This window comes from Jatrophihabitans sp., assembly GCF_036388195.1.
Lineage (GTDB): Bacteria > Actinomycetota > Actinomycetes > Mycobacteriales > Jatrophihabitantaceae > Jatrophihabitans_A.
In genome coordinates this window covers 18507-36183 of the sequence record NZ_DASVSG010000165.1, presented here as the reverse complement: position 1 = coordinate 36183, position 17677 = coordinate 18507, and the positions used below count along the sequence as shown (strand labels likewise).

Sequence of the window (17677 nt, the reverse complement as noted above, 5' to 3'; positions counted from 1 at the left end):
GTACTCGACCAGCCATTCTGCCAGACGATCGGGCAGGCGCTGACCCCGGCTCCGATTCGGGCTAGGCCCCGGGCGTCACGAAGTAGCCGTAGGCGTCGGAGATGACGTTGGACGCCCCGAACCGGTCCACCGTGCTGAAGGCCGGCGGCGCGGCAGCGGTCCGCGGCGAGAGCATCGCGATGCCCGCGTTGGGGATCACCTGGCCCACGGTGAAGTTCAGGTTCACCGCATGCGGCGCGGTGGTTCCCTTGGGATAGATCGTCAGGTAGCCGTCGCCGGCCGCGATCGCGGTCAGCCCGATCCACAGCCCGGTCGCGGTGTAGGGCACGCCGTACAGGCCGCCGCCGTCCAGGGTGAGCACCGAGTTGGGAGTCATGGTCGCGAACCGGCCGCCGTTGCCGGTGCGGGTGTCGGCGATCCGCCGGGGGTTGGCCAGCGCGACGAACCGGGCGGTCGCGGTGGGGCTGAAGTAGCCGACGATGTCGATCATCAGGTCGGTGCTGGCGTTGCGGTTCTGCAGGACGAACCTGCCCTGCGACAGCGGGACGACCACCATGCCCGACCTGGGGAGGTACCGGTAGTCCAGCGAGACCATCGCCGGCGAGACGCTCGGATAGGCGGTCAGGTAGCCGGCCCCGACGCGGTTGAGGGCAGTCATGCTCACCACCGCGGCCGTGGCGGTGGTAGGCACGCCGGTGCTCACCGTCACGGTCTGGTTCGGCGCCAGCTTCGCCTTCCTGGCGATGCCGGTCGGGACCCGGGTGTCCAGCAGCCGCCGGGACGGCACGGCGACGTAGCCGAGGCCGCCGGCGGCCGTGGGCGCGCCGAAGTACCCCACGACGTTGATCACCGCGTGGACGGCGGCGCCGGAGTTGCGCAGCATGAACCCGTGGCTGGAGTTCAGCTTCACGACCGCGGTGACGGTGTCGTCGGGGACCTTCTTGCTGAGGTTCAGCGTGGAGTTGCCGCTGACCACCTTGCTGTAGACGGCGAGGTAGGTGCTGCCCTGCGCGGCGGCCCCGGACAGGCTGATCACCACCGAGGTGGCGTCCGCGGGCACCGGGTTGGTTCCGGTGCTCGGCACCGGGACGGCCAGCGCGGTGCCGGCGACCAGCGGGCCCTTGCGCACCCCGAGGCCGCTGCGGGTGTCGGCGATCCGCCGGGGCGCGGCCAGCCGGAAGTACCGTGAGCCGGCCGCCGGCTGGACGCCGCTGGGAGCGCCGAGGGCCAGCAGGCCGTGGCCGACCGTGTTGGTGGGCGGCGTGCCGAGCGGATTGGCGCGCCGCTGCAGGAACGCCTCGAGGTCGGAGGCGTCCATGCCGGGGTTGGCGCCGGCGACCAGCGCGGCGGCGCCCGCGACGTGGGGCGCGGCGGCGGAGGTGCCGTAGAAGCCGGTGGTGCCGGGGACGACGTTGCCCTGCTCGTCGTACTGCGAGGCCTGCACCTCGCCGATGTTGGAGGAGACGCCGTCGAAGCCGAGCAGGTCCGGCTTGACCCTGCCGTCGATGGTCGGGCCGCGGGAGGAGAAGGCCTCCAGGGCCTTGGTGCCCCGGAAGGCCGCGCCCACCGCGAGCGCCCAGGGCGAGCTGGCCGGCTGCAGCACGCTGCCGGCCGCGGCACGCGCCGGATCCTGGCTGCTCAGGAAGGACGGGTAGACGTCGCCGCCGTAGTAGAGGTCGTAGTGCACCTGGGGCGCCGCCTGGCCGATCAGCACCACCACGTCGAAGAACCGGATGCCGTCCTCCCCGCCGGTGTAGTCCGGGTCGTCCGGGGTGTTGCTGATCACCAGCTCCAGCACCGGCGGATCACCCGGGACGTGGTCGAGGAACTGCGTCTGGCCCAGTTGCTCGTTCTGGTTGTTGTACGTGCTGACCGCCAGCGTCACGTCGAGCGAGGACGAGGGCCACCGGTCCCAGCTCAGCACCATGTTGCCGATGCCGCCGGGCTCCAGGGCCACCTCATCGGCCTGGCTGTTCGCGTTCTGCAGGTCGACGAAATGGTCGCCGTCGGTGTCGGCGAGGACGCCCGACCAGTGATCCTGGGCGCCGTTGCCGCTGGCCTGGACCCACAGCACCCCGGCCTCCCGGGCGGCCTTGACCGCGCGCTCGGAGGAGGCCGAGGGGCCGAAGCCGTCGCCCCGGCTCTCGGCGGTGAAGACCAGCGAGCTGTTCACGATCTTGATGCCGTCCGCGACGATCTGGCTGGCCGCCGCCGAGAAGCCGACGTTGTCGTCGATGCAGTACAGGTACAGGGTGGCCCGGGGCGCCATCTGGTGCACGATCTCGCTGACGGCGGTGCCATGGGCGGTGCTGGCATCGTCGACGCAGTGGTTCTGGCCCTCCGGATAGACCACGGTCACCGGGTTGCCCTCGGGGTCGTTGAAGTTGCCGGCGTCGATCTCGGCCTGCAGGTCCTTGAAGCCGAGGTCGACGATGCCGACCTTGACGCCGGCGCCGCCGTTGCCGACATCGCCGGTCTGCGCCCAACTCTGGGCGCCGGAGGCCGCGACCCCCTCACTGGTGCTCTGCGGCTGCGCCCGGACGGCCGGGGCGACCTTGCTGACACCGGGCTGGCCGGCCAGGCTGCGCAGCTTGCCCGGCGCGAGGACCACCGTGCTGGCTCCGTCGAAGCTGGCCAGCACCCGGGCGCCCACCGCCCTGGCCGCGGCCAGGGCGCCCGGTCCGGTGACGGTGACGGTGACCTTGCCGTCGCGCTCCAGCCGAACGCCGGAGTTGACCGCGGGCGAGCCGGGGACGCCGGCGAGCCGGTTCAGCTGCGGCGCCAGGTGCGCGATGGCCGGACGGGCCGGGCGGGCCTGCCGGCTGCGGAGCTCGGCAGCCCGGGGAGAGGCCGTCGCCCAGCGGCCGGGCGGGATCGCTGCCGGGGAGCGCTTGAGCTGGGCGTGGGCCGGCGCCTTGGCAGGCCGTGCGGCCGGAGCGGCCGGCTGCGCGGTCGCTGGCGTGCTGAGGGAGCCGATGACCAGGCAGCCCACTGCCGAGACGGCGACCATCGCCGGGACTAGCCGTGCTCGCTTCATGTGTGCCCTTTGTGAGATTAAGAAACTTGCGCAGCGTACCCGGGTGATCACAGAGTGTCGACGCGAACGCGCCGCAGCCGTCTAGGTCTTATCGGCCCGCGCCAGGCTTCCTTTATGAATTCCACGCCCTCCCCGGCTCCCCCGGCGACCGCGGGCGGCCGGAACCTGCCCACCCTGGAAGAGGTGGCCGCTCGCGCCGGGGTGTCACGGGCCACGAAGCCGGTTACGTCGACGGCGCCGGCACGTTCCGGATCTTCCGTTCCATCGTGCTGCCTGCGGCCCGGCCGGAGCCTGGCGACCGGGTACGCCCCGGAGCAATCCATCATCATGGCCGGCACCCTCTACGGCACCGTCCCGGTGCTGATCGTCTTTGCCCTGCTGAGCAGGCAGATCGTCGGCGGAATCATGCAAGGAGCAGTCAAAGGATGACCGATCGCCTTTCCTTTCCACCGGATTTCGTCTGGGGATCGGCCACCGCGGCCTACCAGATCGAAGGCGCCGCCCGCGCCGACGGCCGGCTGCCGAGCATCTGGGACGTGTTCTGCCAGGTGCCGGGCAAGGTCCACGACGGCGACACCGGCGAGGTCGCGTGCGACCACTATCACCGGATCGCCGACGATCTGGACCTGATGGCCGAGCTGGGGCTGCCCTCCTACCGGTTCTCGGTGTCCTGGCCGCGGGTGATTCCGGGTGGCTCCGGGCCGGTGAACAACGCCGGCCTGGACTTCTACCGCCGGCTGGTGGACGGCCTGCTCGAGCGGCGCATCACCCCGTTGGTGACCCTGTACCACTGGGACCTGCCGCAGGCGCTGCAGGTCGAGGGCGGCTGGACCAACCGCGACACCGTCGACCGGTTCGTGGAGTTCGCGATCGCGGTGGCCGAGGCGCTCGGTGACCGGGTACCCGGCTTCACCACCCTGAACGAGCCGTTCTGCTCGGCGTTCCTGGGCTATGCCTCGGGCGTGCACGCGCCCGGCGAGACCGACCGGCATGCGGCGCTGACTGCAGCTCACCACCTGAACCTGGCGCACGGCCGGGCGGTCGCCGCGCTACGCGCGGTCACCGCGGCGCAGCTGTCCATCACGCTCAACCTGGCCCAGCTCTACCCCGCCAGCGACAGCGAGGCGGACCTGGCCGCGGCCGAGCACGTCGACCGGATCGCCAACCGGATCTTCCTGGACCCGATCCTGCGCGGCAGCTACCCGGCGGAGCTGCTGGCCGAGACCAAGCACCTGACCGACTGGGCATTCGTCGCCGACGGCGACCTGGCCGAGATCGCAGCGCCGATCGACTCCCTCGGCGTCAACTTCTACAACCCGACCACCATCGCCGCCGCCACCGAGCAGCTGCGCGGCCAGCTGGCCGGCCGGTGGCAGAACGACCCGGACGGCTCCCCGGGGCCCAGCCAGTGGCCGGGCACCGATCTGGCCTTCGCGGCGCCGACGCCCGGCCCGCAGACCGGGATGGGCTGGCCCATCGTGCCCCAGGCGCTCACCGAGCTGCTGCTGCGGGTGCACCGGGACTTTCCCCAGCTGCCGATGGTCGTCACCGAGAACGGGGCGGCCTTCGACGACGTCCTGGTGGACGGTGAGGTGCACGACGCCGACCGGGTCGACTACGTCCACCGGCACCTGGCCGCCGTGCACGCGGCCATCGAGGCCGGCGCCGACGTCCGCGGGTACTACCTGTGGTCGTTCCTGGACAACTTCGAATGGGCCTGGGGCTACTCCAAGCGGTTCGGCATCGTCTACGTCGACTACCCGTCGCAGGCCCGGATCCCGAAGGACTCGGCCCTCTGGTTCCGCGACGTGATCAGGAACAACGCGGTGGAGCTGTGACAGCGGTGAAGCATGAGCAGCCGATTCGGGACGGTTGCTGACCACACCCGGTGGTTGTCCCCTCTACCATCCTTGACACTGTCTGCCATGAGGAACAGGATTCGCCAATCTTGCTTTCCCAACCCAAAGGGGCACCAATATGAGGACTCTCGTCCGGATCAGCACTGCGCTGGCCAACAAGGCGCTCGGAAATGTCGACGCCGGTGCGTGCATCGCTGAGAAGGGCTGCTGCTGCAATGCCGCTCGTACTCGCGGCTTGGACTGCTACGCCAACTGTGTGCGGAGGTCGTGCTCCACCCGAAACAGCGACTACAACCAGCCCTGTTCTGGCGTGTGAGCTGATCCCGGCGATCAGCTATCGCCCCGCATGGTGGGACGACGACGCCAGTGATAGCTGATTGGGCGGCGACCGCGATGCTCGTGGTTTTCGTGGTCGCCTTCGTCGCCAAGGCGCGGTCTGCCCGGGCCTTCGATGACTTCGCCGCGTCGCTGAGCCAGTTCGGCATCGGCTCGATCACCGCGCAGCGGCTCGTGGCCGCCACGGTGCTGTCGCTGGAGGCGGTTGCCAGCGTCGGCCTGCTGCTGGCGCACCACCCGCTTGTCCGCTTCGCCCTGCCCATCGCGCTGCTTGCCGGCTTCAGCGCCGGTGTCGCCCTCGGTGCGCGCGCCGGCCGGCTGAGCGCCTGCCACTGCTTCGGCACCTCCACAACGCTGCCGACCAGGCCACACCTCGCCCTGAACGGCTCGCTGGCCGCGCTGGGTTGCCTGGCGTTGTTCGCCGGCCCGGCCGGTTCAGCTGGTGAGTCCGTGCTCGGCATCGGTCTCGGCATCATCACCGGCATCCTGTTCGTCGGCTCCGCGGACCTGTACACCGCGCTCTCGACCGCCAGCACAGCGCCCGGTCGAGGCGCTGTTCCCGAGAAGGTTGGTTGATGTGGCCGTCCTGACCGCTGTGTGCATCCTGCTTTCAGTGCTGGTCGCCATTGACCTACTGCTGACCGTGGGCATCCTGCGCCGACTGCGTGAGGGAGCTGACGGCACGCCGGCCCGGCCGGTGGCCACGCCGCCTCGCGGCCATCGAATCGAGCTGGGACTCGATCGGCAGCCCTGGCCCGCCGAAGCCGAGCGGATGCTCAGCGGCACCGCGCTGGTGGCCATGGTGGTGCTGGGCTGCTCCACCTGCGAGCGACTGCACCGGGCAATCGACGAGCTCGACTACGGCGTGCCGATCCCGTTCCTGGTGCTCGGCGAACCCGACGATCCGGAGAGCACCACCGCGTACCTGGCCACCTGGCAGGACGCCACGGCAGTCGTGGCGCCGCACCCCTTCGACGAGCTGGACTCGTTCGGCCGGCCCGACACCTACCCGGTGATCATGGTCATCGAGAACGGCCGGGTCACGGCCAGCGGGCACCGGCTGCATGATGTCACCGCCGCGATGTATATGGCTGCGGACCGCCTCGATGCTGCTTCGCGCCCGCACTGACCGAAGCTCCGGACGCGCGTTCCTGGCGGCCTGCCGGTTGGCGTTCCGCATCTCACCGGTGAGCTTCGTGCTCATCATCCTGGCCGGCATGCTGGCCGGATCGGTGCTGGCGCCGGCCGCCGTGTTGACCAAGAACCTCGTCAACGACCTCGGCGACGACGCTGCTCGCCAGCAAGTGGGGGCACTGGTGCTCTCGGCCGTCCTCATCGCGATGCTGACCGGGCTGGCGACGGCCGCGAACTCGCTTGCGGGCATCCCCGCCTACCGGCTCGCCGGGCGTATCCGGGTCGTCACCGAAACCGAGCTCGCTCGCGCCTGCGCAGGCTTTCCCGGCACCGAGATCCTGGACGACGCGACCTTGCAGGACCGGCTGGGCCTGGCTCGCGAGGGGGCTCATGACGGCCCGTCGATGGTGGCCAGCACCATCGTCGAGATCTTCAGCTCACTGTCCCGCCTCGGCGTGTTCGTCGGCGTGCTCTGGGTCACCTCCCCCGCGATGCTCGCCGTTCTGTTGATGACCGTGGTCCCCATGGTGTTGGTCCGCCGTGCGACGACCGCGCGGTCCATCCGGTACGCGGAGCTGGCCAGCACCGCCTACCGTTGGCGTGACTACTTCACCGAGCTCTTCAGCACTCCGGCTGCCGCCCGGGACCTACGCCTCTACGGCGCCCAGGACGACCTGATCGGCCGGCTCCGGCATCACCTGCAGATTGCCGTCAAGTTGGACGTGCGCCGGTCCATCCTGCAGTCGCTGAGCCAACTGCTGTTCGCCTCGCTCAACGCGGTGATCGCCGGAGCCGGCTCTGCTTGGGTGGTCTGGCAGATCGCGGAGGGCCGGTTGAGCGTCGGCGACTTCCTGCTGTTCACCAGCGCGGTGGTCGCTGTGCAGAGCGCGATCACCGGCGTCCTCTACGCGCTGGTCGAGGTCGACATCTACGGCGCGGTCTTTGCCCGCTACCTCGATTTGATCGCGCTGTCCGAGGCTGCCCAGGCCGCCGGTGGCGCCGAGCCGGCCCCGCCGCTGCGCGACTCGATCGAATTCTGCGACGTGTGGTTCCGCTACCCCAACTCCACCGAGTGGGCGCTGCGCGGACTGAGCCTGAAGCTGCCAGCCGGCGCGTTCACCGCGCTGGTCGGGCTCAACGGCGCCGGCAAGTCCAGCATCGTCAACCTGCTGCTGCGCTTCTACGAGCCGCAGCGGGGTCAGATCCGCTGGGACGGCATCGATATAGCGACGCTCGACCCTGCCTCGCTGCGATCACGCATCGCGGGCGTGCTGCAAGACCACACCAGCTTCGAGCTGACCGCCCTGGACAACGTGCTGATCGGAGCCACCGGCGCCACACCAGCGCAGGCCCGCGAGGCAGCTGCGGCGGCGGGCGTGCTGGACGCGATCGACCGGTTGCCCCAAGGCATGCAGACGATGTTGAGCCCGCGCCGGGCAAGCGAGGACGGGGCGAGCGGCTCCTCGCTGTCCGGCGGTCAGTGGCAACGGATCGCGCTGGCTCGTGCGTTGCTGCGAGCCGACCGCGACGTCGTGATCTTCGACGAGGCCAATTCCCGGCTCGATGTCACGGCCGATGCGGCGCTCAACCGGCTGCTGCACTCGCTGACCGGCGCCACCCGGCTGGTGATCAGCCACCGGATGCACGGCGTGCGCGATGCTGACCTGATCTACCTGATCGCCGACGGGGTGGTCGCCGAGCACGGTGACCATCAGCAGCTGATGGCAGACGGCGCCCGCTACGCCCAGCTGGCGACGGGCGACCAGACGTCACAGGCGCTGCCGTGAACCGCTCGCTCGGCTGGCTCGGCGTTGCCGGTGGACTGTCGGTCATGGGTGTGCTGCTGGCCCGCCGGTGGTGCACGGTGGCGACCGTGCGCGGGCACAGCATGAGCCCGACCCTGCTCGACGGCCAGCGGGTGCTGGCGGTACGGCGCGCGCGCTACCGGACCGGAGAGGTGATCGTCTTCTGGACGCCCGATGGCTCCGGCGTCCCCGGCGATCCCGACTACCGGGTCAAGCGAGTGGTGGCCACCGGCGGCGAGTCACGTCCGGAGATGTTCGCCGACTCGGCGCTGCCCGCGGTGGTGCCGGCCGATTGCCTGGCGGTGGCCGGTGACAACGCCGAGCGCAGCCAGGATTCCCGGCACCTCGGTTATATACCGCTGACCGATGTCCTGGGACGGGTCCGCGTCCGGGCGCGATAGCTCAGCCGGTGCGGTAAGGGTTGCTGACGATGCGCTGGCCGTCGGCGTAGCGGTACACCTCGTGGCCGGAGACGAACACCCGCTCGGCCCGCTGCAGGACGTCCAGCGGGTCGCCGGACCAGATCACCACGTCGCCGTCCTTGCCCTCGGCCAGCGAGCCGACCCGGTCGGCGAAGCCGAGGATGCTGGCCGGGTTGATGGTGATCGAGCGCAGCGCGTCCTCGCGCGACATTCCCTCCCGGACGGCGAAGGTCGCCTGGTGCACCAGGAAGTCGATCCCGACCACCGGATGGTCGGTGGTCAGCGCCACGGTGACCCCGGCGTTGGCCAGCTTGCCAGGGGTGGCGAGGTTGCGGTTGCGCAGTTCGACCTTGCTCCTGGTGTGGAACATCGGCCCCACGATGCATCCGATGCCCCGCTCGGCGATCACGTCGGCCAGCAGGTAGGCCTCGGTGGCATGGTTGATCACCAGCCGGTAGCCGAACTCGTCGGCCAGCCGGATCGCGGTGGCGATGTCATCGGCGCGGTGGGTGTGCTGGCACCAGGGCAGCTCGCCCTGCAGCACCCGGACCAGCACCTCCGACGACGGATCGCGCTCGAAGGGCTCCTGTCTGGCCAGCGCCGCGTCGCGCCTGGCCAGGTAGTCCTGGGCCTTGGTCAACTCGTCCCGGATCACCGCGGCGACCCCGAGCCTGGTCGAGGGCAGCTTGTCCTTGTCGCCGTAGACCCGTTTCGGGTTCTCGCCCAGGGCGCTCTTCACGCTGGCCGGTGACTTGATCACCATCTCGTCGACCATCCGGCCCCAGGTCTTGATGGCTACCGTCTGGCCGCCGATCGGGTTCCCGCTGCCCGGCTTGACCACGCACGAGGTGACGCCGCCGGCCAGGGCGTCGGCGAAGCCCTCGTCTGCCGGGTTGATCGCGTCCAGGGCCCGCAGCCGGGCGCCGTTCGGATGGGTCATCTCGTTGACGTCCGCGCCGGCCCAGCCCTCGCCCTCCTCCCAGACACCGAGGTGGGCGTGGGCGTCGATGAAGCCGGGCAGCACCCACTTGCCGCTGGCATCGACCACCTCGATGTCGCCGTCCAGCGGCACGTCGGCGCCGACGGCGGTGATGGCGCCGTCCTCGATCAGCACCGTGCCGTTCGGCAGCGGCGGGCCGTCGACGGGAACGACGTAACCGCCGACGATCGCGACACTGCCGCTCTGCTGGGTCATGACCCGACCCTATCGCCAGCGCCGAGATCCCACCGGTGCCGCACGATCGGGACGGGAACCGACTGCCCGGCCTCCAGGGCGCGCAGCAGCCCCCGCCGGGCCAGCAGCCACCAGCGCACCATCTGCGCCAGTCCCAGCGCCTGCACGGTGACCGCCACCGCGAAGGCCAGCCGGTAGCTGCCCAGGGTCTGCGATCCCAGCAGGTCCAGGGTCCAGCCCAGGCTCAGGCAGGCCACGATCGAGGCGACGAACCCGGCGACGTTGACCACCCCGGTCGCGGTGCCGACGATCGCCGGGCCGTTGTAGTCGCGTGCCAGCGCGAACCCGATCGAGGACACCGGCCCGCCGGTGGTGGTCACCAGCACCAGCGCCAGCAGCAGCCAGTACGGGATCGGGCCGGAGAACCCGGCCAGCACCGCGTACCAGCCCAGGACGGTGACCAGGCTGGTGCCGATCGCCAGCGGCACCCTGGTCACCGGGTGCCGGCCGGTCAGGTAGCCGATCGGCGGGCCCACCAGGATGGCCACCAGCACGCTCAGCAGCAGCACGGTGCTGGCGGCGTTGCGGCTCATCCGCTGGCCCTCGACCATGAACGGCACGCCCCACAGCACCGCGAAGGTCAGCGAGGTCGACATCGACCCGAAGTGCACCCAGAAGCCGACCCGGGTGCCGGCCAGCGACCAGGCTGTGTTCACCCGGCGCCCGACGCCGCGCAGCGAACCCAGCAGCACCGCCGCCTCCCGGGGCTGGTGCTGCAGCTTGGGCGAGCGGGGCAGCAGCAGATACACCGCGGCGCCACTGATCAGCGACAGCAACCCGGCGCTGAGGAAGGTGGGCGTCCAGCCGGCGCTGTGCAGCAACGCGGTCAGCGGCAGCGTCGCGACCACGTTGCCGATCTGGCCCAAGGTGCCGGTGAGCGACACCACGACCGGATAGCGGTTGGGCGAGAACTGCCCGGCGGCGAAGCGCAGCACGCTCACGAACGTCAGGGCGTCGCCGAGCCCGAGCACCGCCCGGGCGGCCAGGGCCAGCGGGTAGCTGTCGGCCACCGCGAACAGGCTCTGGGCGACCCCCATGGTGCAGGCCGCGACCACCAGCAGCCGGCGCGGACCGTACCGGTCGACCAGGATCCCGGTAGGGATCTGCATCCCGGCATAGATCCCCAGCTGCAGCAGGATGAAGATGCTCAACTGGCTGGGGCTGATCCCGAACCGGCTGGACGCCTGCAGGCCGGCGACGCCGAGCGAGGTCCGGTGGAACACCGCCACCAGATAGACGGCCACCGCGATCCCCCAGCGCCATATGGCGATGGCGCGGTTTCCACGCAGGGTGGTCACTCATCAGGCCCTTCGAATCGGCGTACCGATTCCACCCTAGTGAGGCCGCGGCCCGCCGCCGTCCCGGAGCAGGCGCCCTCAGTTGAGCGCAGCGGCTGCCCGCGACGGTGCGGTCACCGGCTGGCCGCCCTAGCTCCTGCGGGACCGCCACGCCGGCGCCTTGCGCGCCGGGCCTGCCAGATCCTCGACGGGGACGATGGGTGGGGGTTCGGGCGCCCTGCGGACGTCTGACCAGATGCCTGCGGCGAAGGCCACCACGTCCAGCAGCACGTGGGTCGTGCGCTGTGCGTACACGCGCAGGGTGTCCGTCGAGCTCAGGCCGCTGACGCAGGAGTTGGCCACCACCTGGCCGGCCAGGTAGTTCAGCGTCGAGGTGCCGGGCCGCGTGCCGCTGGGCCACACCGTCAGGTAGCCGCTGGACACCGGCTGGGTCACCGTCACATTGGCGTACACCGCGGCGCCCTGGAACACCTCGTTCCCCAGGTCGATCTCGATGGTGTGGCCGCCGATCAACCGGCCGGCGCTGTCGAGATTGCCGCTGCGGTTGAGGATGTTGGCCCGGCCGGCCGTGGTGCGGGTGTCGACGGCGCGGAACGGCCGCACCGGGATCAGCTGCGAGGCGCTGAGCGAGGTGTAGACCGACCCCACCCAGTAGTCGCCGTGCGCGAAACACAGGTCGCCGTCGATGTTCATCAGGTCGCCTGAGTCGGCGAACTCCGGAGCCGGGTGCGCCGCCAGCCGCAAGGGCACGCCGGTTCCGGCGTTGTCCAGGATCAAGGTCGGCTGCCAGGTGTTCGCGGTCAGAGTCGTGGGCGACGCCCCGCCGTCGTTGCTCGCTCCCGCGAGCACCGGATCACCCGTCGCCGCGTCGGCCGAGGGAGCGAGCGCGGCTGCGATACCGGCGATACCGGCCGCCACCCCGCTCGCGCGCAGCAGAGCGCGCCGATTCATCACTGCGCCGGAGCCGTCGCCGGCCGTGCCCTCAACGTCGCTCATCTGCGTCCTCGATCCCTGAATCTGCGTGGTGGCTACCCGCAGGTGGGGGGAGCGTATAGCTGAATTTCTCTCACATATCTGGTTTCGCCTTAGGCGCCCTTGCGGGTGAACCAGGCGGGCGGCTTGCGCGCCGGACCGGCCAGGTTCCAGACGCCTGTGGGATATGCGGTCCTATCCGTTCTTGGCGGTCCACCACGCCGGAGGCTTGCGCCCGGCCTGGTGTGAGAACTCAGGAGGGTACTGCAGCAGCTCGTCGTTGATGTCCGACGAGCTGTTCACGACGAACGCGACCACGTCCAGCACCACATGGGTCGTGCGGCTGGCGTACAGACGCACCTTGTCGTCATGAAGACCGCTGACACAGAAGTTGGACAACACCTGCCCGGCCGAGTAGTTCAGCGAGGATGTGCCGGGCCTCGGGCCTTGGTGCCACATCGTCAGGTAACCGGCGGCCGTCGGCTGGGTCACCGTCAGGTTGGCGAGGACCGCCTTGCCCTGGAAGACCATATAGATACCGAAGTCGATGGACCATTCAATGTTCTAATCACCGGGGATCGCATCTACAGCTATCCCCTGGCCGTCATCTGATCAACCGCTGCTTCAGGAGGTGATCCGGCCAGGGCGACGGACGGGCCGCGCCACCGGCCCTACTTGTGGGTCCGCCACGCCGGCGGCTTGCGGGCCGGAGCGGCCAGGCGCGCATCGCCGGTGGCAGCCAGCAAGGGCCCGTTGACATCCTCCGGGCCGCCGGCGGCGAACGCGACGACGTCCATCAGCACGTGGGTCGTGGCCTTGGCGTACACCCGCACGGTGTCGGCGAAGCTCAGGCCGCTGACACAGAAGTTGGACACCACCTGGCCGGCCGCGTGGTTCAGCGCCGACGTGCCGGGCCGCGTGCCGCTCGGCCACACCGTCAGGTAGCCGCTGGCGACCGCCTGGATCACCGCCAGGTTGGCGTACACCGCGGTTCCCTGGAACACGTGGTCTCCCAGGTCGATCTCGATGGTGTGGCCGCCGATCAGCCGCCCGGCGCTGTCGAGATTGCCGGCGCGGTTGACGATGTTGGCCCGGCCCGCCGCGGTGCGGGTGTCGACCGCCCGGAACGGCCGCACCGGCAGGAGCCGCGCGGAGTTGTAGGAGGTGAAGACCGACGCGAGCATGAAGTCGCCGTGCGCGAAGTGAAGGTCGCCGTTGATGTTCATCAGATCGCCGGAGTCCGAGATCGGCGCATCCGGGGACGAGCGCTCGGCCAGCCGCAAGGGCGCGCCCGGCCCGGTATTGGACAGCAGCACGGTCGGCCCGTACGCATCGGTGGTGACCAGCGTGCCCGCCGTCCCCGCATTGTTGGTCGCACCCATGAGCACCGGGTCGCCTGCGGCGGCAGCGGCCGACGGCGCGGACGCGACCGCATAGCCACCGATGCCGGCGATTCCCGCGACCACGCCACTCATCCGCAGCAGAGCGCGCCGATCCATCACTGTGCCGGAGCTGTCGCCGGCCGTGCCCTCAACATCGCTCATCGCGTCCTCGATCCAGGGAATTCCCGCATGGTGGCTACCCGCGGGTGGACGGAGCGTACAACCGCAAAGCGGCCACTTACCCGGTATGTCCTATCCGCCGGAAGACGAAGTCGAAGTTGATGCTTCGTCGTGATCGCAGGCGGCTCCGGTTCAGCGGATGACCCGGCCGTCCAGCACGATCCGGCGCGGCTGGTACAGCGTGGCCAGGTCTTCGCGCGGATCCTCGTCGTAGACCACCAGGTCGGCCAGCGCCCCCTCGGTCAGGCCCTGGAAACCCAGCCACTCCCGAGCACGCCAGGACGCCTGGGCGATGACCTCGGCCTGCGGTATGCCGGCCTGTACCAGAGCGGTGATCTCCTCCCGGACCAGGCCGTGCGGCAGCGAGCCGCCGGCGTCGGTCCCGGTGTAGATGGGCACGCCGGCGTCGAAGGCGTCCCGGACCCGCTGCCGGGAGCTGGCGTGCAGCGCTCGCATGTGCGCGGCATAGGCCGGGAACTTCTCCGCCGCCGCGGCGGCGATCTCGGGAAAGGTGTCGATGTTGATCAGCGTCGGCACCACCGCGATCCCGCGCCGGGCGATCTCGTCCAGCAGGTCGGGGGTGATCCCGGTGCCGTGCTCGATCGAGTCGATGCCGGCGTTGATCAGTCCCGGCAGCGCCTGCTCGCTGAAGGTGTGCGCCGCCACCCGGACCCCCAGCTCGTGGGCGCGGCCGATCGCGGCCGCCAGCACGTCGTCGGGCCAGACCGGCGTCAGGTCCCCCACCGAGCGGTCGATCCAGTCCGCGGCCAGCTTGATCCAGCCGTCGCCGCGGCCGGCCTGGTGCTCCACCTCGGCGACCAGGTCCTGCGGCTCCACCTCGACGCCGAGATCGCGGATGTAGCGCTTCGGCCGGGCGATGTGCCGGCCGGCCCGCACCAGCCGCGGCAGGTCCGCCCGGCGCTGGACGCCGGTGTTGTCCACCGGCGCGCCGGCATCGCGCAGCAGCAGCGCGCCGGCATCGCGGTCGAGAATCGCCTGCTCGACCTGCAGATCGGGGTCGGCCCAGCCTTCGGTGGTGACGCCGATATGGCAGTGCGCGTCGACGAAACCGGGCAGGATCCAGCCACCGCTGGCGATGGTGTCGGCATCGGGCACCGGCGAGAAGCTCAGCCTGCCGTCGACCACCCAGACGTCGCGCTGCTCCTCCTCCGGCAGCAGGATCCCGCGCAGGCGCAGCACGCTCACCGGCGCCGCCGCCGGGCGGTGCCGAACAGCGACCGGGTGATCTCGCGGCCCAGCACGGTGGCCGCCGAGCGCGCGAAGGACTTGAAGGCGGGCGAGCCCAGGACGTCGGCCACCGCGCCGCCCTCGGGTTCGGCTGGCGCGCGGTCCGCTGGCTCGGCACGGCGCGGCGGCGCTGGCTCGTCCGGAGCCGGCTCGGCTGATTCGGCCGCGCTCAACCGGGCGGCGAGCTTCTCATACGCCGACTCCCGGTCGATCGGCGTGCCGTACTTGGCCAGCAGCGGCGAGCCGGCGACCGCCTCGGCCTGCCGGGCCGGGTCCAGCTGGGCCATCAGCGACCGCGGAGCACGCAGCCGGGTCCACGCCACCGGCGTCGGGGCGCCGCGCTCGGACAGCACCGTGACCACCGCCTCGCCGATGCCCAGCTGGGTGAGCAGCTGGGCCAGGTCGTAGGACGTGGTCTTGGGATAGGTGCGGACCGCCTTGGCGAGGTTGGTGGCGTCGTCCGGGGTGAAGGCGCGCAGCGCGTGCTGGATCCGGTTGCCGAGCTGGCCGAGGACGCTGTCGGGCACGTCGGCCGGCACCTGGGTGACGAAGAAGATGCCGATGCCCTTGGAACGGACCAACCGGACGGTTTGGGTCAGCTGCTCCAGAAACGCCTTGGACGCATCGCTGAACAGCAGGTGCGCCTCGTCGAAGAAGAACACCAGCTTCGGCTTGTCGAGATCACCGACCTCGGGCAGCTCGGCGAACAGATCTGCCAGCAGCCACATCAGGAAGGTCGAGAACAACCGGGGCTTGTCCTGCACCGAGGCCAGCTCCAGGGCCGAGACGATCCCCCGGCCTGCGCCGTCGGTGCGGATCAGGTCGGCCGGCTCCCACTCGGGCTCACCGAAGAACGCCTCGCCGCCGTTGTTCTCCAGCGTGATCAGCGCTCGCAGGATCACCCCGGCAGTCGCCTTGCTCAGCCCGCCGATGCCTTTGAGCGCCTCCTGGCCCTCGTCTGATGTCAGGTACTGGATCAGCGCCCGCAGATCCTTCAGATCCAGCAAGGGAAGCCCGGCCGAGTCGGCGTAGTGGAAGATCAGGGCCAGCGAGGACTCCTGGGTCTCGTTCAGGTCCAGGATCTTGGCCAGCAGCAGCGGGCCGAACGACGTCATGGTGGCGCGGACCGGCACCCCGCTGCCCAGGCCGCCCAGCGCGAGGAACTCCACCGGGAAGGCCGACGGCTGCCAGTCGTCGCCGGTGTCCTGGGCCCGCTGGGTGACCCGGTCACCGGGCTGGGCCGGCGGAGCGGGGGTGGCCAGCCCGGACAGGTCGCCCTTGATGTCGGCCACCACCACCGGCACGCCGGCCGCCGACAGCTGTTCGGTGAGCAATTGCAGGGTCTTGGTCTTGCCGGTTCCGGTGGCGCCGGCGATCAGGCCGTGCCGGTTCAGCATGCCCAGCGGGATGCGGACTCCGGCCGAGGGATAGGCGGCGCCGTCCAGCACCACGGAGCCCAACTCCAGGGACGGGCTGTCGAAGGCGTACCCGGCGGCGATGCTGGCCGCGGTTTCGGTAGGCGTCTCGGCCATGTGGCACTCCCGGCGCTGGAATCCGTCGATGGCGACCGCAACGGTCTCTGAGGCAGCCTAGCTGTGGGACGCCCGTGGGACGGGCAGCGGCCGTCTGCAGCCGAAGTCACTTGCGCGCACATGGATACCACTGTTTGGATCTGTCACGGCAACCATGCGGGTAGGCTGCCTCCTGCTGGTCTCGATGCCCGCCGGTGTCGCGGAACAGCGTCCACGCGTACATCGGAGAAAGGCCCGAACCGGGGGGCGAGGCGAATGCCGGACCGTCGATTGTGGCGTCTTCTCGTCACCATCACGATCCTGGATCTGTTGATTGTTGTCGCTGGGCCCGTCATCCTGCTGATCGAGCGCGGCCAGGGAGCCGGCAGCGCGGATCGGATCGTGCTGGTCACCGCGGTGGTGGCCGGTGTGGTGCTGCCGCTGCAGTGCGTCGCGCTCTGGAAGGTGCTGGCCAAGCAGTTCGGCGAGCAGCGACGGCTGCGCCGGTTGTTCCGGCGGATCGACGAGGTGGTCCGGACCGGTGAGCTGACCATCGCCTTCCAGCCGGTGGTCAGCGCCCAGGACCTGCGGGTGGTCGGCGTCGAGGCGCTGGCCCGGTTCGGCGGCGATCCGCTGATCACACCGCTGCAGTGGTTCACCGACGCCGAGCTGGTGGACCGGGCGCTGCAGCTGGACCTGCTGGCGGTGCGCACCACGCTCAGCGCCGCGGTCGACCTGCCGCCGGACGTCTACGTCGCGGTCAACGTCTCACCTGCCACCTTCGCCAGCACCGCTCTGTTCACCGAGCTCCGCTCGACCGCGATCCGGCCGGACCGGCTGGTGCTCGAGGTCACCGAGCACTCCTCGATCGAGGACTACGGGCCGCTGATCGAGGCCCGGATGCGGCTGCGGGCGCACGGCATCCGGTTGGCGGTCGACGACGCCGGGGCCGGTTACGCCTCGTTCCGCCACATCGTCGCCCTCTCCCCGGACATCATCAAGCTCGACCGGGCGATCGTCTCGGGAGTGGACAAGGACCCTGCCCGCAGCGCGCTGGTGGCCGCGGTGGTGATGTTCGCCCACCGCTCGGGCGCCACCCTCGTCGCCGAAGGGGTCGAGACCACGTCCGAGCTGGAATGCCTGGCCCGGCTCGGAGTGGACACCCTGCAGGGGCACCTGACCGGCATGCCGACCAGCGCGCCGGGCGACTGGTCGAGCTGGGGCTCCGCGCCCACGACCAGCAGCCGCTGAGTGGGCTG

At 70.5% G+C, this 17677-nt stretch carries 14 protein-coding genes and 1 pseudogene; 7 read left to right on the top strand and 8 right to left on the bottom strand.

The window, feature by feature from the left end; genetic code table 11:
* Nucleotides 1-61: 61 nt before the first annotated feature.
* Entirely contained in the window at nt 62-3037 is a 2976-nt protein-coding gene (locus tag VF612_RS16915; protein WP_408661022.1) for a S8 family serine peptidase, read from the bottom strand.
* Between the two features lie 215 nt (nt 3038-3252).
* Between VF612_RS16915 and VF612_RS16910 the strand changes: the two are divergent.
* The 6 genes and pseudogenes from VF612_RS16910 to VF612_RS16885 form a co-directional block, all read left to right on the top strand.
* Nucleotides 3253-3466: pseudogene (locus VF612_RS16910) on the top strand (carbohydrate ABC transporter permease); the annotation flags it as partial.
* Nucleotides 3463-4875 (top strand): glycoside hydrolase family 1 protein, encoded by a 1413-nt coding sequence (locus tag VF612_RS16905; protein ID WP_408661021.1) that lies wholly within the window; start codon nt 3463-3465, stop codon nt 4873-4875. The pseudogene VF612_RS16910 and the gene VF612_RS16905, both read left to right, overlap by 4 nt.
* A gap of 387 nt (nt 4876-5262) precedes the next feature.
* Nucleotides 5263-5808, top strand: a complete 546-nt coding sequence (locus VF612_RS16900) for a MauE/DoxX family redox-associated membrane protein (protein ID WP_408661020.1) — start codon at nt 5263-5265, stop codon at nt 5806-5808.
* Nucleotides 5809-5845: 37 nt separating this feature from the next.
* On the top strand, nt 5846-6361 hold the full coding sequence (locus VF612_RS16895; protein WP_408661019.1) for a hypothetical protein: 516 nt from the start codon (nt 5846-5848) through the stop codon (nt 6359-6361).
* Complete coding sequence (locus VF612_RS16890) at nt 6339-8153, top strand: ABC transporter ATP-binding protein (RefSeq protein ID WP_408661018.1); 1815 nt, start codon at nt 6339-6341, stop codon at nt 8151-8153. The genes VF612_RS16895 and VF612_RS16890 overlap by 23 nt, the downstream gene beginning before the upstream one ends.
* On the top strand, nt 8150-8572 hold the full coding sequence (locus VF612_RS16885) for a S26 family signal peptidase (protein WP_408661017.1): 423 nt from the start codon (nt 8150-8152) through the stop codon (nt 8570-8572). Before VF612_RS16890 ends, VF612_RS16885 begins: the two co-directional genes overlap by 4 nt.
* 1 nt (nt 8573) lies before the next feature.
* On the opposite strand, the gene VF612_RS16880 is transcribed toward VF612_RS16885, so the two are convergent.
* The 7 genes from VF612_RS16880 to VF612_RS16850 form a co-directional block, all read right to left on the bottom strand.
* On the bottom strand, nt 8574-9788 hold the full coding sequence (locus tag VF612_RS16880) for an amidohydrolase (protein WP_408661016.1): 1215 nt from the start codon (nt 9786-9788) through the stop codon (nt 8574-8576).
* On the bottom strand, nt 9785-11125 hold the full coding sequence (locus VF612_RS16875; protein ID WP_408661015.1) for an MFS transporter: 1341 nt from the start codon (nt 11123-11125) through the stop codon (nt 9785-9787). Before VF612_RS16875 ends, VF612_RS16880 begins: the two co-directional genes overlap by 4 nt.
* Nucleotides 11126-11254: 129 nt before the next feature.
* Nucleotides 11255-12121: a hypothetical protein gene (locus VF612_RS16870; RefSeq protein WP_408661014.1), complete on the bottom strand. Its 867-nt coding sequence runs from the start codon at nt 12119-12121 to the stop codon at nt 11255-11257.
* A gap of 171 nt (nt 12122-12292) precedes the next feature.
* Complete coding sequence (locus VF612_RS16865) at nt 12293-12628, bottom strand: hypothetical protein (RefSeq protein ID WP_408661013.1); 336 nt, start codon at nt 12626-12628, stop codon at nt 12293-12295.
* A 140-nt stretch (nt 12629-12768) separates the two neighbouring features.
* On the bottom strand, nt 12769-13641 hold the full coding sequence (locus VF612_RS16860) for a hypothetical protein (protein WP_408661012.1): 873 nt from the start codon (nt 13639-13641) through the stop codon (nt 12769-12771).
* A 150-nt stretch (nt 13642-13791) separates the two neighbouring features.
* Nucleotides 13792-14865 carry an amidohydrolase family protein gene (locus VF612_RS16855; protein ID WP_408661011.1) on the bottom strand — a complete coding sequence of 358 codons (1074 nt, stop codon included), beginning with the start codon at nt 14863-14865 and terminating at the stop codon, nt 13792-13794.
* Nucleotides 14862-16439: a helicase HerA-like domain-containing protein gene (locus tag VF612_RS16850; protein ID WP_408661010.1), complete on the bottom strand. Its 1578-nt coding sequence runs from the start codon at nt 16437-16439 to the stop codon at nt 14862-14864. Before VF612_RS16850 ends, VF612_RS16855 begins: the two co-directional genes overlap by 4 nt.
* Nucleotides 16440-16748: 309 nt before the next feature.
* On the opposite strand from VF612_RS16850, the gene VF612_RS16845 reads away from it, so the two are divergent.
* Entirely contained in the window at nt 16749-17669 is a 921-nt protein-coding gene (locus tag VF612_RS16845; protein ID WP_408661009.1) for an EAL domain-containing protein, read from the top strand.
* Nucleotides 17670-17677 lie beyond the last annotated feature (8 nt).